Origin of the sequence: Sphingomonas sp. Leaf22, from assembly GCF_001421715.1 — a bacterium.
GTDB lineage: Bacteria > Pseudomonadota > Alphaproteobacteria > Sphingomonadales > Sphingomonadaceae > Sphingomonas.
The window spans coordinates 112,112-126,310 of record NZ_LMKP01000045.1; the positions used below are offsets into that span (position 1 = coordinate 112,112).

Annotated in this window: 14 protein-coding genes; 13 read left to right on the plus strand and 1 reads right to left on the minus strand. The window is 68.7% G+C overall.

All coding sequences use genetic code 11. From position 1 onward, the window contains the following. The first annotated feature begins 137 nt into the window (after positions 1-137). The 12 genes from ASE70_RS18820 to ASE70_RS18870 all read left to right on the plus strand — a co-directional run bounded on the left by ASE70_RS18820 (position 138) and on the right by ASE70_RS18870 (position 11,928). Positions 138-1,688 carry an adenosine deaminase family protein gene (locus tag ASE70_RS18820; RefSeq protein WP_082451155.1) on the plus strand — a complete coding sequence of 517 codons (1,551 nt, stop codon included), beginning with the start codon at positions 138-140 and terminating at the stop codon, positions 1,686-1,688. A gap of 122 nt (positions 1,689-1,810) precedes the next feature. Beyond that, positions 1,811-1,963, plus strand: a complete 153-nt coding sequence (locus ASE70_RS20080) for a hypothetical protein (RefSeq protein WP_156356343.1) — start codon at positions 1,811-1,813, stop codon at positions 1,961-1,963. After that, positions 1,960-3,315 (plus strand): AtzE family amidohydrolase, encoded by a 1,356-nt coding sequence (locus tag ASE70_RS18825; RefSeq protein ID WP_056508036.1) that lies wholly within the window; start codon positions 1,960-1,962, stop codon positions 3,313-3,315. The genes ASE70_RS20080 and ASE70_RS18825 overlap by 4 nt, the downstream gene beginning before the upstream one ends. Then, entirely contained in the window at positions 3,312-4,895 is a 1,584-nt protein-coding gene (locus ASE70_RS18830) for a gamma-glutamyltransferase family protein (protein WP_056508038.1), read from the plus strand. Before ASE70_RS18825 ends, ASE70_RS18830 begins: the two co-directional genes overlap by 4 nt. Beyond that, a complete protein-coding gene (locus ASE70_RS18835; RefSeq protein WP_056508041.1) occupies positions 4,889-6,139 on the plus strand; it encodes an allantoate amidohydrolase in 1,251 nt (416 codons plus the stop codon). Before ASE70_RS18830 ends, ASE70_RS18835 begins: the two co-directional genes overlap by 7 nt. 37 nt (positions 6,140-6,176) lie before the next feature. Further along, positions 6,177-7,358 (plus strand): pyridoxal-phosphate-dependent aminotransferase family protein, encoded by a 1,182-nt coding sequence (locus ASE70_RS18840; protein ID WP_200925692.1) that lies wholly within the window; start codon positions 6,177-6,179, stop codon positions 7,356-7,358. Then, complete coding sequence (gene puuE / locus ASE70_RS18845; protein ID WP_056508044.1) at positions 7,355-8,257, plus strand: allantoinase PuuE; 903 nt, start codon at positions 7,355-7,357, stop codon at positions 8,255-8,257. The genes ASE70_RS18840 and puuE overlap by 4 nt, the downstream gene beginning before the upstream one ends. After that, positions 8,254-8,634 (plus strand): oxalurate catabolism protein HpxZ, encoded by a 381-nt coding sequence (hpxZ, locus tag ASE70_RS18850; RefSeq protein ID WP_056508046.1) that lies wholly within the window; start codon positions 8,254-8,256, stop codon positions 8,632-8,634. Before puuE ends, hpxZ begins: the two co-directional genes overlap by 4 nt. Beyond that, positions 8,631-9,122, plus strand: coding sequence for a 2-oxo-4-hydroxy-4-carboxy-5-ureidoimidazoline decarboxylase (uraD, locus tag ASE70_RS18855; protein WP_056508048.1), 492 nt, complete (start codon positions 8,631-8,633; stop codon positions 9,120-9,122). The genes hpxZ and uraD overlap by 4 nt, the downstream gene beginning before the upstream one ends. Next, positions 9,119-10,546: an FAD/NAD(P)-binding protein gene (locus tag ASE70_RS18860; protein WP_156356344.1), complete on the plus strand. Its 1,428-nt coding sequence runs from the start codon at positions 9,119-9,121 to the stop codon at positions 10,544-10,546. Before uraD ends, ASE70_RS18860 begins: the two co-directional genes overlap by 4 nt. Further along, positions 10,543-10,884 (plus strand): hydroxyisourate hydrolase, encoded by a 342-nt coding sequence (uraH, locus tag ASE70_RS18865; protein ID WP_056508114.1) that lies wholly within the window; start codon positions 10,543-10,545, stop codon positions 10,882-10,884. Before ASE70_RS18860 ends, uraH begins: the two co-directional genes overlap by 4 nt. A gap of 27 nt (positions 10,885-10,911) precedes the next feature. Further along, positions 10,912-11,928, plus strand: coding sequence for a bile acid:sodium symporter family protein (locus ASE70_RS18870; RefSeq protein ID WP_056508050.1), 1,017 nt, complete (start codon positions 10,912-10,914; stop codon positions 11,926-11,928). On the opposite strand, the gene ASE70_RS18875 is transcribed toward ASE70_RS18870, so the two are convergent. Continuing rightward, positions 11,885-12,901 carry a LysR family transcriptional regulator gene (locus ASE70_RS18875; RefSeq protein ID WP_056508052.1) on the minus strand — a complete coding sequence of 339 codons (1,017 nt, stop codon included), beginning with the start codon at positions 12,899-12,901 and terminating at the stop codon, positions 11,885-11,887. The genes ASE70_RS18870 and ASE70_RS18875 overlap by 44 nt on opposite strands. A gap of 260 nt (positions 12,902-13,161) precedes the next feature. On the opposite strand from ASE70_RS18875, the gene ASE70_RS18880 reads away from it, so the two are divergent. Further along, positions 13,162-13,944 carry a hydroxypyruvate isomerase family protein gene (locus tag ASE70_RS18880; protein WP_082451156.1) on the plus strand — a complete coding sequence of 261 codons (783 nt, stop codon included), beginning with the start codon at positions 13,162-13,164 and terminating at the stop codon, positions 13,942-13,944. The last annotated feature ends 255 nt before the right edge of the window (positions 13,945-14,199 follow it).

A 14,199-nucleotide genomic window follows, 5' to 3' on the forward strand; every position in this document is an offset into this window, starting at 1 on the left:
TGCGTTCGTCCGGGCGAGCGTTTTACGGCAACGCGACGTCCCGGATATTGCGATGGGCGCGCCACGATCCGTCCCATAGACAGGCGGCAAGGGGGCCTGCGCCACGACCGGCGGGCATCATCAAAGGGGGAATGACGATGAACGCCCGTTGGAATGACGGCCGCATCCGCGCGTGCTTCGGCGCGGTACAGGCGGGATGGATGCTCGCGGCGGCGATGCTGTGCGGTGCCGCCGCGCCGCGCGATGCGGCGACGCCCGAAGCGCGGACCGCCGCGTATCTCGACCGGATCGCCGACAGTCCGCCACGGCTGCGCATGTTCCTGCAGACCATGCCCAAAGGGGGCGATCTGCACAATCACGCCGGCGGCGCGATCTATGCCGAGGATATGCTCGGCTGGGCGGCGGCGGAGGGGCTGTGCCTGTCGATCGATCCGGCGGGGATGGCACCGCCGCCGTGCGACGCGCCCGGCCGGGTCGCGGCGGCGGATCTGGCGCGGGACTATCCGCGCTATGCCGCGTTCGTCGACGCCTTCTCGACGCGCGGTTTCGAGGGCGGCACCGGCGATCCGCGCGTGTCGGGCTATGATCGCTTCTTCTCCACCTTCGGCGCGTTCTGGCCGATCGCCGCGCGCCATGGCGGCAAGGTGATGGCGGTCAGCCGCCAGCAGGCCGCCGCCGACAATCTGTCCTATGCCGAATTGAGCACCGGTTCGGCGGCGACGCAGCCGTTGCTGGCGAAGGTCGGCGATGGCGACGTGCGTGACCTGGCGGCGCTGTACGCGCGGATCGCGCCCGAATTGCCCGACGCGGTGCGGACGACTCGCAAGGAATATGACGGCTATGATGCGGAAATGGCGGCGATCGACGGCTGCGCCACGCCCGCGCCCAAGCCCGCCTGCGCGACCGAAATCCGTTATCAATATGCCGCGATCCGGACCCGGCCGCCGGCACAGGTCTTTGCCGAACTGGCGCTGGGCTTCGCGCTGGTTGAGGCCGATCCGCGCTTCGTCGCGGTCAACATCGTCGCGCCCGAACATGACCCGGTCGCGCTGCGCGACTATGCGCTGCACATGCGGATGCTGCGGTTCCTGAAGGAACGCTATCCCGCCGTGCCGCTGTCGCTGCATGCCGGTGAACTGACACTGGGGCTGGTGCCGCCGCGCGATCTGGCATTCCATATCCATGATGCGGTGACGGTCGCCGGCGCGCGGCGGATCGGGCACGGGATCGACATTTCCTACGAAACCAATGCCCGCGCGCTGTTAGCGCGGATGGCGCGTGACCGGGTGGCGGTGGAAATCAATCTGACCAGTAACGCTGTGATCCTGGGGGTGAAGGGACGCGACCATCCGCTGTCGCTCTATCGGCAGGCGGGGGTGCCGGTCGTGCTGTCGACCGACGACGAAGGCGTTTCGCGCAGCGACATGACCAACGAATATCTGCGCGCGGTGACCGAGCAGAACCTACGCTACCGCGATCTGAAGCAGATTGCCCGCGATTCACTTCATTATGCGTTCCTGTCGGGCGACAGCCTCTGGCAGGATCGGGTGGGCGGTTCCCGCGTGCCGGCGTGTCGGGTCCTCGATTCGGACGCCTGCCGCACCTTTACCGCTACCCATGCGAAGGCGCGGCTTGAAGCGCGGTTGGAGCGCGACTTCGACCGGTTCGAGCGTCAGTCGTTCGACTGACCGCGCCGGTGCGCGAAAAATGCGCGCACTCGAAGCGCAATATTGTGCTTCCGATACGCGATTCGTCACCGCTACCAAGGGCCCGCTGCGGTCCGGTGCGGCACGCGATAGGAGAATGTGGCATGACCCCGGCAACCGACGACGAACGGCGACTTGCCCTGCTGCTGGCCGATCGCCTCGGGCTGACGATCCCTCCGGCGGCGCTGGACGGGGTGGTCGCCAACCAGCGGTTGCTGGCGCGGCATCATGCGGCCGTGCGCGAGGCTGCGCGATGAGTGACGCCGGCTCGGCGACGGTGATCGCTGCCGATGTCCGTGCGGCGCGGCGCTCCGCGCACGCGGTCGCGATCGAAACGCTCGACCGCATCGTGCGCCACGACCGGCTGAACGCCGCCACCCGACTGCTGCGGCAGCGGGCGCTGGCGGACGCGGCGCGGGTCGATGCCGCCGTTGCCGCCGGGCGCGATCCCGGACCGCTGGCCGGCGTCCCCTTTGCGGTAAAGGACCTGTTCGACGTTGCCGGCGAGCCGACCACGGCCGGCGCACGGCAGCTGGCGACTGCTCCTGCCGCGACGTGCGATGCACCGGTCGTCGCGCGGCTGTGCGCGGCGGGGGCCGTGCTGGTCGCGACGACCAACATGGACGAATTCGCCTATGGATTTTCGACCGAGAACGCGCATTTCGGCATCACCCGCAACCCGCACGACCTCGACCGGCTGGCGGGCGGATCGTCGGGCGGATCGGCGGCGCTGGTCGGGGCCGGGCTGGTGCCGCTGGCGCTGGGATCGGACACCAACGGATCGATCCGCGTACCGGCGAGCCTGTGCGGCATTTACGGCCTGCGTCCGACCTTTGGCGCGGTGCCGGTCGACGGGGTCTATCCCTTTGTCGAGCGGCTCGACACCGTCGGCTATTTCGTGCGGTCGGTTCAGGATCTTGCCATTGCCCATGCGGTGATGGCCGGCACGGTACCGGCATCGGACCCGATCGAGCGCATACGCGTCGCGGTGCTCGGCGGATGGTTCGCGACGCGCGCCGATGCCGCGATCTTTGCCGGGATCGATCGCATCGCCCGCCATTTGCGCGCTGGGCCGGCGGTCGTGCTGCCGTCCGCCGCCGCTGCGCGGTCGGCCGGTTTCGTGCTGACGGGGGCCGAGGGGGGACATCGCCATCTGCCGGCGCTGCGCCGCGATGCGATGGCGTTCGATCCGGTCACGCGCGACCGGCTGATCGCCGGGGCGCTCCAGCCGGTCGCCGCCGTCCGCGAGGCCGAAGCGGTCGCCGATCGCTTTGCCGGCGAAGTCGCCGACGCGCTGGCCGGGCACGACTTGTTGCTGGCCCCCGCAACGCCGATGGCCGCACCGCGGACCGATGCGACGACGGTCGTGATCGACGGCGAAACGCTGTCCGCGCGGGTCGATCTGGGCCTGCATACCCAACCGCTGAGCATTGCCGGCGTGCCGATCCTGTCGGTGCCGCTGCGCCAGCGCGACGGCGCGATGCCGATCGGCGTGCAACTGATCGCCGCGCGGGGACGCGAAGCGTTGTTGTTCGACACGGCGGCGGCGTTGGTCGCGGCCGGGCTGGTCGCCTGTACGCCGGCACCGCGATGGGCGCAGGCCGCATGACGCGCGCGACGCCCCGGTCGCTGCGCGGCATGGTCAGCGCGCCGCATCATCTGGCGGCGCAGGCCGGGCGCGATGTGCTGGCCGATGACGGCAGCGCGGTCGAGGCGGCGGTGGCGACCGCCGCGTGCCTTGCCGTCGTCTATCCGCACATGACCGGCATCGGCGGCGACGGGTTCTGGCTGGTCGCCGAACCGGACGGCCGCAACTGGGCGATCGACGGCAGCGGCGCGGCGGCGATGGCGGCGGACCGCTCCCTGTACCAGGGCCATGCGACGATCCCGTGGCGCGGGCCGCTGGCGGCGAATACCGTGGCGGGGACGGTCGCGGGATGGCAGGCGGCACTGGCTGAGAGCCATGCCACGCTGCCGCTGGATCGGCTGCTGCGCGATGCGATCCACCATGCGCGGGCCGGGGTGGTCGTCACCGCCGGTGGCGCGCAGATCGCCGCCACCGTGTCGGATGCGCTGCGCGACCTCCGCGGCGACTATGCCCGCATCTTCGAAGCCGAAGGCCGGCCGCTGATCGAAGGCGACCTGTTGCGGCAACCGGCGCTGGCGACGACGCTGGAACGACTGGCGCGCGACGGGCTGGACGGTTTCTATCGTGGCGAACTGGCACAGGCGATCGCCGAAGATCTCGTGCGGCTCGGCAGTCCGCTGGTGGCCGCGGACCTTGCGGCGTTCGATGCGCGGCCGGTGGAGCCGCTGTCGGTGGCGATCACCGGTGCGCGGCTGCTGAACCTGCCGCCGCCGACGCAGGGCGTCGCGTCGCTGCTGATCCTCGCGCTGTTCGGCCGGATGCGGGACGTCGAGTGCGACGGGTTCGACCATGTCCACCGGTTGGTGGAGGCGACGAAACAGGCGTTTCGCTGGCGCGATGCGCATGTCGGCGATCCGGCGACGATGGCGCAGGATGCGCAGGCGCTGCTGGGCGATGCCGCCGCGATCGACCGGATGGCCGGTGCGATCGACATCGGGCGGGCGGCACCATGGCCGCATCCGCCGGCGCTGGGCGACACCACATGGTTCGGCGCGGCGGATGCGCGGGGTCAGGTCGTCAGCTGTATCCAGAGCACCTATTTCGAATTCGGGTCGGGCATCGTGCTGCCGCAGACCGGCATCGTCTGGCAGAATCGGGGATGCTTGTTCGCGCTCTACGGAGATGGTCCCAATCGACTGCGGCCCGGCGCGCGGCCGTTCCATACGCTCAATCCGGCGCTGGCGCGGTTCGACGATGGTCGCGTCATGGCCTATGGCACGATGGGCGGCGAGGGGCAGCCGCAGACGCAGGCGGCGGTCTTCACCCGCCACGCGCTGTTCGGTCAGCCGTTGCAGGCGGCGGTGGATGCGCCGCGCTGGCTTTTGGGCCGGACATGGGGCGATCAGAGCACGACGCTGAAGATCGAGGCGGGGTTCGATCCGGCGCTGTACGAACGACTGGCGGCGGCGGGCCATGCGGTCGAGCGCGTGCCGGCGTGGTCGTCGATGATGGGCCATGCCGGGGCGATCGTGCGCCACCCCGGCGGCATGATCGAGGGGGCGACCGATCCGCGCAGCGACGGGATGGTGGCGACATGGTGATCGCATCCGGCGCCCGGGCGGCGGCACGCTGTCTCGACCTGTCGCGCGCGCCCTATAGCGACAGTGCGGACCGGTTGTTCCGCGGCTGGCTGACCCCGGCCTATCGCGCGACGATCGATCGGGTCGGGGCATGGATGGAAGCGGCGGGCATGACCGTGCGCCACGACGCCGCGATCAACCTGATCGGCCGGTATGAGGGCACGCACCCGGACGCGCCGGCGCTGGTGATCGGCAGCCACCTCGACAGCGTGTGCGATGGCGGGGCCTATGACGGTCCGCTGGGGGTGATGCTCGGCATCGAATGCGTCGCGGCGCTCCATGCCGAAGGACGCCGCCTGCCGTTCGCGATCGAGGTGATCGGCTTCGGCGACGAGGAAGGATCGCGCTTCCCCGCCGCGATGCTCGGCAGCCGGGCGGTGGCGGGAACGCTGGCCCCGCACGCGGCCGACATGGCCGATGCGGCGGGGATCGGCGTCGACGCGGCGCTGCGCGAGTTCGGGAGCGAGGCGGCGGCGCTGGCCTCCGCACGCCGGGCACCGGGCACCATGCTCGCCTATCTCGAAACGCATATCGAACAGGGGCCGGTGCTGGAGGCCGAAGGGCTGGCGCTGGGCACCGTTACCGGCATCGCCGCGCAACTGCGCCTCGAAGTCACGGTCGGGGGGGTGGCGGGACATGCCGGTACAGTGACGATGTCGCTCCGCCGCGACGCGCTGGCCGCCGCCGCGCGCATGGTGTCGGCGATCGAGGATATCGCGGTCGCCGACGCGTCCGATCTGGTCGCGACGGTCGGACGGATCGAGATTGCGCCGGGGGCGGCGAACGTCATCGCTGGCGAGGTGCGCTTCACCGTCGATATCCGCGCGGGCGCGACCGACCGGCGCGACCGGGCGGCGGCCGCGATCGGCACGGCGATGGACGCGATCGCCGGGGAACGGGGCGTGTCGATCATCGTGGCGACGATCCACGACCTGCCGCCATGCCCGTGCGACACGAAACTGATGGACCTGCTCGACGCCGCCATCGTCGCCACCTGGCAGCCGTCGCGGCGGTTGATGTCGGGGGCGGGGCATGACGCGATGGCGATGGTCGCGCTGGGGCCGGTGGCGATGCTGTTCGTCCGCTGCGCCGGCGGGATCAGCCATCATCCGGCCGAGCATGTCGATCCGGCCGATGCCGACGCCGCCTTTGCCGCGATGCGCGGCTTCATCGACCGATTGGGAGAAGAGTATCGTGACGCCTGACCTGTTCGGCGAGATCGATCCGCCGCAGCGGCTGTTGATGGGGCCGGGCCCGGTCAACGCCCATCCGCGCGTGCTGCGCGCGATGAGCGCCGAACTGCTCGGCCAGTTCGACCCGGAAATGACCGGATACATGAATCAGGTCATGGCGCTGTACCGTCCGGTGTTCGGGACGGAGAACCATTGGACCTTCCTGATCGACGGCACCGCGCGCGCGGCGATCGAGGCGTCTTTGGTGTCGTTGCTCGCTCCCGGCGACCGGCTGCTGGTGATCGATTTCGGCCGGTTCGGATTGCTGTTGCAGGAGATCGGCGAACGGATCGGCGCGACGGTCGAGCGGCTGTCGGTACCATGGGGGCAGACGGTGCCGATCGACGCCATCGCCGATGCGATCGAGCGTAGCGCGCCGATGGTCGTCGCCTGCGTCCATGGCGATACCTCGACCACCATGGCGCAGCCACTGGACGGGGTCGGGGCGCTGTGCCGCGGGGCGGGCGCGTATCTGTATGTCGATGCCACCGCGACGCTGGGCGGCATGGAAATCGCCACCGATCAATGGGGCGCGGACATCGTGACCGGCGGGTTGCAGAAATGCCTGGGCGGTCCATCGGGGTCGGCCCCGATCACCGTCTCGCCACGCGCGGCGGAACGCATTCTCGGGCGGCGGCATGTCGAAAAGGGTATTCGCCGCGACGACCTGACCGATGCCGGCGGGGTGCGGATCGGCAGCAACTATTTCGACGTCGCCATGATTATGGACTATTGGTCGGACAAGCGGCTGAACCACCATACCGAAGCGACGACGATGCTGTACGGCGCGCGCGAATGCGCCCGGATCGCGCTGGGCGAGGGGTTGCCGGCGCGGTTCGCGCGCCATGCGGCGGCGGGGCGGGCGGTCGTGGCGGGCGCGCGGGCGCTGGGGCTGGAGGTGTTCGGCGACGACCGTTTCCGCATGACCAACGTCACCGGCATCGTCATCCCGCACGGTGTCGACGGCGAGCGGGTCCGCGCCCGGATGCGCGAGGATTTCGAGATCGAGATCGGAACCGCGTTCGGACCGCTTCAGGGCAAGGTCTGGCGGATCGGCGCGATGGGATATAACGCCATGAAGCACAAGGTGCTGCTGACGCTGGCGGCACTGGAGGCGGTGTTGCGCGCCGAAGGGCTGGCGCTGCCCGCCGGGGCCGGGGTCGATGCCGCGCTCGAAAGCTATGACGGATGATCGCCGAACGCGATCTGATCGGATATGGCGCATCGCCGCCCGACCCCCGCTGGCCGGGTGGCGCGCGCGTCGCGGTCCAGTTCGTCGTCAATGTCGAGGAAGGGGCGGAGAACAGCGTCCTGAACGGCGATGCGGGTTCGGAAGCGTTCCTGTCGGAAATGGTCGGCGCGGCGAGCCACCCGGCGCGCGCGATGGCGATGGAAAGCCTGTACGAATATGGTTCGCGCGCCGGATTCTGGCGGCTGCACCGGTTGTTCGCCGAACGGCAGGTGCCCGTCACGGCGTTCGCGGTCGCCACCGCCATGGCCGCCAATCCGGCGAGCGTCGATGCGATGCTGTCGGCGGAATGGGAGATCGCCAGCCACGGCCTGCGCTGGATCGACTACCAGCGCGTTCCGCCGGAGGTGGAGCGCGCGCATATCGCCGAGGCGATCGCGCTGCACACCCGGCTGACCGGCACGCGGCCGCTGGGTTGGTATCAGGGGCGGACCTCGCCCGCGACCGCCGCTTTGGTCGCGGCCGAGGGCGGGTTCGTCTATGACGCCGACAGCTATGCCGACGATCTGCCCTATTGGGACCATCGCCATGCCGCCGCCAATGACGGGCGCGCGCAGTTGATCGTGCCCTATACGCTCGACGCCAACGACATGAAGTTCGTGGCGTATAACGGCTTTGCCGATGGCGAACCGTTCTTCCGCTATCTGCGCGACACGTTCGAGCAATTGCGAAGCGAAGGCGGGCGGATGATGTCGGTGGGATTGCACGGGCGCATCGCCGGCCGGCCCGGCCGCGCGGCGGCACTGGCCCGCTTCGTCGACCATGTGATCGCCAGCGGCGATGCGTGGATCGCGCGCCGCATCGATATCGCGCGACACTGGCAGCAGGTGCACCCGACATGACGATCGACGATCCGCAGGTAGTGGCCGAAGTGACGGCCGCGTTCATGGCCTATGAAGCCGCGTTGATGGCCGACGACGTGCCGGCGATGGACGGGCTGTTCCACGATCATCCGACCACCATCCGCTATGGCGTGGGCGAGGTGCTGTACGGCGCGGACGCCATTCGCGCGTTCCGTACGGGACGGGGCGGATCGCCGCAGCGCCGGTTGGGCGTTGTCGCGATCCACAGTTTCGGCCGCGACCATGCCACTGCCAATGCCGAATTCTTTCGCGAGGGCGACGCGCGGCGCGGGCGGCAGAGCCAGAGCTGGGTCCGCTTCGCCGATGGCTGGAAGGTCGTCGCCGCGCATGTCTCGATCGAGGGGGCGGGATCATGACCGAGCCTGATTTCAACGCATTGTCCTCCGAAGCATTCGTCCAACGCTACGCCGCGATCGTCGAGCATTCGCCATGGGTGGTCGAACGCGCGGCGGCACGGCGACCCTTTGCCGATCTGGCGGAGGGGATCATCGCGACGCTGGCCGATGCCACGCTTGACGAGCGGCTGTCCGTGATCCGCGCCCATCCCGAACTGGCCGGCCGCGCCGCCATCGCCGGTACGCTGACCGTCGAATCACAGAGCGAACAGGCGTCCGCCGGGCTGGACCGGATGACGCCTGACGAGTTCGAGCGATTTCATGCGCTCAACGCCGCCTATCGCGCGCGGTTCGGTTTTCCGTTCGTCATTTGCGTCCGGCGGACCGACCGGGCCGGCATCCTGCGGGCGATGGCCGAGCGGCTGGGCAACGACGATGCGACCGAGATGGCGACCGCATTGGAAGAGATCGGCCATATCGTCCGCCTGCGACTGGAGACCGTGGCATGACCCGACCCATCGGCCTTGCCGCCCTCGCCGAACAGGTCGCGCGCGACCTCGAACGCCTCGCGCATGGCGGTCCGGCATGGACCGTCCCGCAGGAAAGCGCGGAGGGCCATGTCCACGACGTCGTCATCGTCGGCGGCGGGCAGAGCGGGCTGGGCGCGGCGTTCGGGCTGCTGCGCGAACGGGTGTCGAACATCCTCGTGCTCGACGAAAATCCGGCGGGCTATGAAGGGCCGTGGGACACCTATGCGCGGATGATGACGCTGCGCACGCCCAAGCATCTGACCGCGATCGACATGGGGCTGCCGTCGCTGACCTTTCGCGCGTTCTGGGAGGCGCAGCATGGGCGCGCGGGCTGGGACGCGCTCGACAAGATTCCGCGCCGTGACTGGATGGCGTATCTGCGCTGGTATCGCGCCGTGCTGAAACTGCCGGTGCGCAACGATGCGCGCGTCACGCTGATCGAGCCGCTGGGCAGGCGGTTCCGGGTCCATCTGGCCGAAGGTGCGCCGCTGCTCGCGCGCAAGGTCGTGCTGGCGACCGGGATTCAGGGGGGTGGCCATTGGCACGTACCGCCGTTCATTCGCGATCGGCTGCCGACGACGCGCTATGCCCATACCTCGGCCACGATCGACTATGCGGCGCTGGCGGGCAAGCGGATCGCGTTGCTGGGGGCGGGGGCATCGGCGTTCGACAATGCCCATGCCGCACTGTCCGCCGGTGTGGGCGAAGCGCATGTCTTCGTCCGTCGCCCGGCGTTGCCGCAGGTCAACCCGATCCGGCATATGGAGCGCAGCGGGATCATCGGGCGCTTCCCGGCGCTGGACGATGCCGCCAAATACCGGATGATGGTCGCGTTCTTCGACCGCAGCCAACCGCCGACCAACGACACGTTCGAACGGGCATCGGCGCTGCCCGGCTTTCACCTCCATCTCGGGACGCCGTGGCTCGACGTGGCGGACAGCGGCGAAGGGGTCGTGGTCACCACGCCCAATGGGACCGAGACGTTCGACTTCCTCGTGCTGTCGACGGGGCTGGTCACCGATCCGGCGCTCCGGCCCGAGCTGGCGCTGGTCGCCGACGGTATCGCGCGCTGGGCCGATCGATTTCGCCCGGCGGACGCGGCGGCGACCAATCCGCTGATCGATGCCCATCCTTATCTGGGGCCGCAATTCCAGTTCCTGCCACGTGACGCCGATCATGCCGACAAGCTGCACGGCCTGTTCGCGTTCAACTATTCGGGTCTCATCAGCCTTGGCCTGTCGGCATCGGCGCTGTCGGGATTGCGCCACGCGCTGCCGCGATTGGTGGCGGGCGTGGCGGACCAGCTGTTCCTCGACGACCGCGAGGCGATGATCGCCGCGTATCTGGCGTATGACGAGGTCGAATTCGTCGGTTCGTGGCCGCGCGGGGAGGCGGCGGCATGACCGCGACGCTGTCGACCCATATCCTCGATACCGCGCATGGCAGACCGGCGGCCGGGGTCGCCGTCACGCTGCTCGACGGGCGCGGCACGGCGTTGTTCGACGGCGTGACCAACGCCGATGGTCGCTGTCCCGACCTCGCCGCGCTGCGGCTGTCGGCGGGTCGCCATGCGCTGTGCTTCGCGGTGGCCGAGTATTTTCGTGCCGCCGGGGTGGTGCTGGCCGATCCGCCGTTCATCGACCGGGTGACGATCGATTTCGGCATTGCGCAGGACGGCGGCCATTATCATGTGCCGTTGCTCGTTTCCCCGTACAGCTATTCCACCTACCGGGGCAGTTGATCCCGTATTGCGTACCGGAGTGCCCCGATGATCCGCCGATTGTTCGCCACCATCGAACCCTATGTGCTGATGCTGCTCGCGACCGTCGTGATCGCGACGCTGTTGCCGCCGCGCGGGATGGGCGTGCCGATTTTCGACATCGCCGCCGATACCGCGATCGTCGCGCTGTTCTTCGTCCATGGCGCGAAACTTTCGCGCAGCGCGCTGCTGGCCGGGGCGCGGCACTGGCGATTGCATGCCGCGATCCTCGCGACCAGCTTCGTCGTGTTTCCGCTGCTCGGCCTTGCGATTACCGGCAGCGGGTTGCCGGCACCGGACCTGGCCACCGGATTGCTGTTTCTGACGCTGCTGCCCTCGACGGTGCAATCGTCGATCGCCTTTACCGCGATTGCGCGTGGCAACGTGGCGGCTGCGGTATGCAGCGCGTCGCTGTCTAATCTGCTCGGTATCGCGGTCACGCCCGCGCTGGCCGCGTTGCTGTTGCCGGGTACGGGAGGCGTCAACCTGTCGTTCGGCAGCGTGCAGGCGATCGTGTTGCAGTTGCTGGTGCCCTTCGCGGCCGGGCATTTGCTGCGCCCGTGGATCGGCGACTGGATCGCCGCGCGCAAACGGTTGGTGACCACGCTCGATCGCGGGTCGATCCTGCTGGTCGTTTATACCGCGTTCGGCGCGGCGGTGACCGAAGGGCTGTGGTCGCAGGTCGGGGCGGTGGAGCTGGCCGAACTGGTCGGATGGTGCGCGGCGCTGCTGGCGGTGGTGCTGGTGCTGACCGGGCTGATTGCGCGGGCGATGAAGCTGGACCCCGCCGACGCGGCGGTGATGCGCTTTTGCGGTTCGAAGAAGAGCCTCGCGACCGGGGTGCCGATGGCGGGGGTGCTGTTTCCGCCGGCGCAGGTCGGCGTCGTGCTGCTGCCGGTGATGGTGTTCCACCAGTTGCAGCTGATCGCCTGTGCGTTTCTGGCGCGGCGACTGGCTGACGCGGCCGATGCCGCCGATGCGGTCAGGCCGGTGCCGGTGTCGCCAGCAGCGCGAACTCTTCCTTGAGCAGGTCGACGAAGCTGCTGAGATAGATCGGCATCACCCGCCCGCGTTGCAGTAGGATCGACATGCTGGCCGGGCGGACCACGCCCTCCGCCAGCGGCACCCAGCAAAGCTCGCCCGCCGCCAGCTCGCGCTCCAGCCCGATCCGCGACAGGAACGCGATGCCGATCCCCGCGCGGACGAGGTTCTTGAGCGTGTCGATCCGTTCGACCGTCGCGACCCGTTTCAGCGGCATGTCGCCCGCGTCGAACAGGTCGTGCAGCACGCTCTGCTTCAGCCAGTCGTCGTTCGGCGCCACGATCGCATGGGGGATACAGTCGGGCAGGGTGATCCGCTCGAGCGCGGCCAGCGGGTGGCCGGGCGGCACGATGACGCCGATCGGCGTCTGGACATGCGCGACGGTCGCGGTGCGCGACGTTCCCGTCAGATCGAACGCGCAGATCACGTCGGCGTCCTTCGACAGCAATTCGGCCTTTACCCGGTGATTATCGCCGGCCAGCAGCGAAAATTCGATCAGCGGAAAGCGCGACTGATACCGGGCGATGGTCCGCGGCACGAGGTCGTCGGCCAGGCTTTCGGCGGCGGCGATGCGGATCAGCCCGCGCTCCCCGCCGCGCAGCCGCAGCATCTCGTGGCGCAGCGCGACGCTCTCGCGCTTCCACCGCCGGATATAGCCGAGCAATGCCTCGCCCGCGGCGGTCGGGCGGATCCCGCGCGGCATCCGGACGAACAGCTGCACGTCGAGCTCTTCCTCCAGCTGCAACAGCTGGCGATTGACCGCCGACGACGCGATGTTCAGCGTTTCCGCCGCCTTGCGGATCGAACCGTGGCGGATCGCCTGATCGAAATAGAGTAACCCGGTCTTGATCAGGATCGCCACCTCCGCACCGAACCGGCCGGTTCGCCCGTCATCGACCGGATGCCGGTGCCGGTCGCTGGTCTGCGCCAAATCGGAGCCGCCGTCGAGCTTGCGCAAGAACTCCCTGTCAAGGTTACGAAGTTGGCACGTTGAAGGGGGTACGTTGGTCCTCGATACCGGAAACACCGCCTGATTTTACATAATAAGCATTATCGAATTTGGCTCCAGCCGCGGTCGGCGGTTCAACGGACCGAATTGCGAGGCGGCGCATCTGCCGCTTTGTTCTTTGCCGCCTGCGGATTTTGTCATAGCATTCGCGGATGATTGATCGGCGCACCGTCCTCGGCTCTTCCCTCGCGCTCGGCGCTACCGCGGCCATGCCCGCGCCGTCGGCCAATGCCGGCCGGCTCAAACAGTCGGTAAGCCGCTGGTGTTACCAGGATATTCCGCTCGACCGGCTGTGCGCGGCGGCGGCGGGCATGGGCTTGCAGGGCATCGACCTATTGCAGCCCGCCGAATATGACGTGCCGCGCCGCTACGGGCTGCGCTGCACGATGGGTTATGCCGCCGACGTGATGACGATCGCGAACGGCCTCAACCGCCGCGAGAACCATGCGGCGATCGAGCAGGCGTTCCGCGTCGGCATCCCGCAGGCGGCGAAGGCGGGCGTGCCCAACGTCATCGCCTTTTCGGGCAATCGTCGTGGCCTGTCGGACGAGGAAGGTGCGGCGAACGCCGTCATCGGCCTGAACCGCGTCAAGCGGATCGCCGAGGATCACGGCGTGACGATCTGCATCGAACTGCTCAACAGCAAGGTCGACCATGCCGACTATATGGCCGATCACACCGCATGGGGGGTGCGCGTCGCCAGCGAGGTCAATTCGCCGCGCGTAAAGCTGCTCTACGACATCTATCATATGCAGATCATGGAAGGCGACCTGATCCGTACCATCCGCGACAACATCCGCTGGCTGGGCCATTTCCATACCGGCGGCGTGCCGGGGCGTCACAATCTGGACGCGACGCAGGAAGTGAACTGGCAGGCGGTCGCCCGCAGCATCGCCGATCTGCAATTCGACGGTTATTTCGCGCATGAATTCGTGCCCGTCGGCGATCCGTTGACCGCGCTGGCTCAGGCGGTGCGTACCTGCACGGTGTGAGCGGCGGGATGGTTTCGTTCCCGTTTCCTTGACGTCACGCCGGACGTGATCCGCCGTGCCGATGCACGATCGATGCCGCGACGTTTTCGAACGCGTCCTATCGCGGCGGTTCCTGCGCGCCACCTCCCGCACAAGCCGTCCGAAACGGCAGACGCGTCCGGCGGCAGGGCGACATACAAAAAATTGTTTTCACAATCCCTTGGGTCCTTAAAGCGTTGGTAACGACCCCGGCAATAACGGGTCCACCGTGTCGTG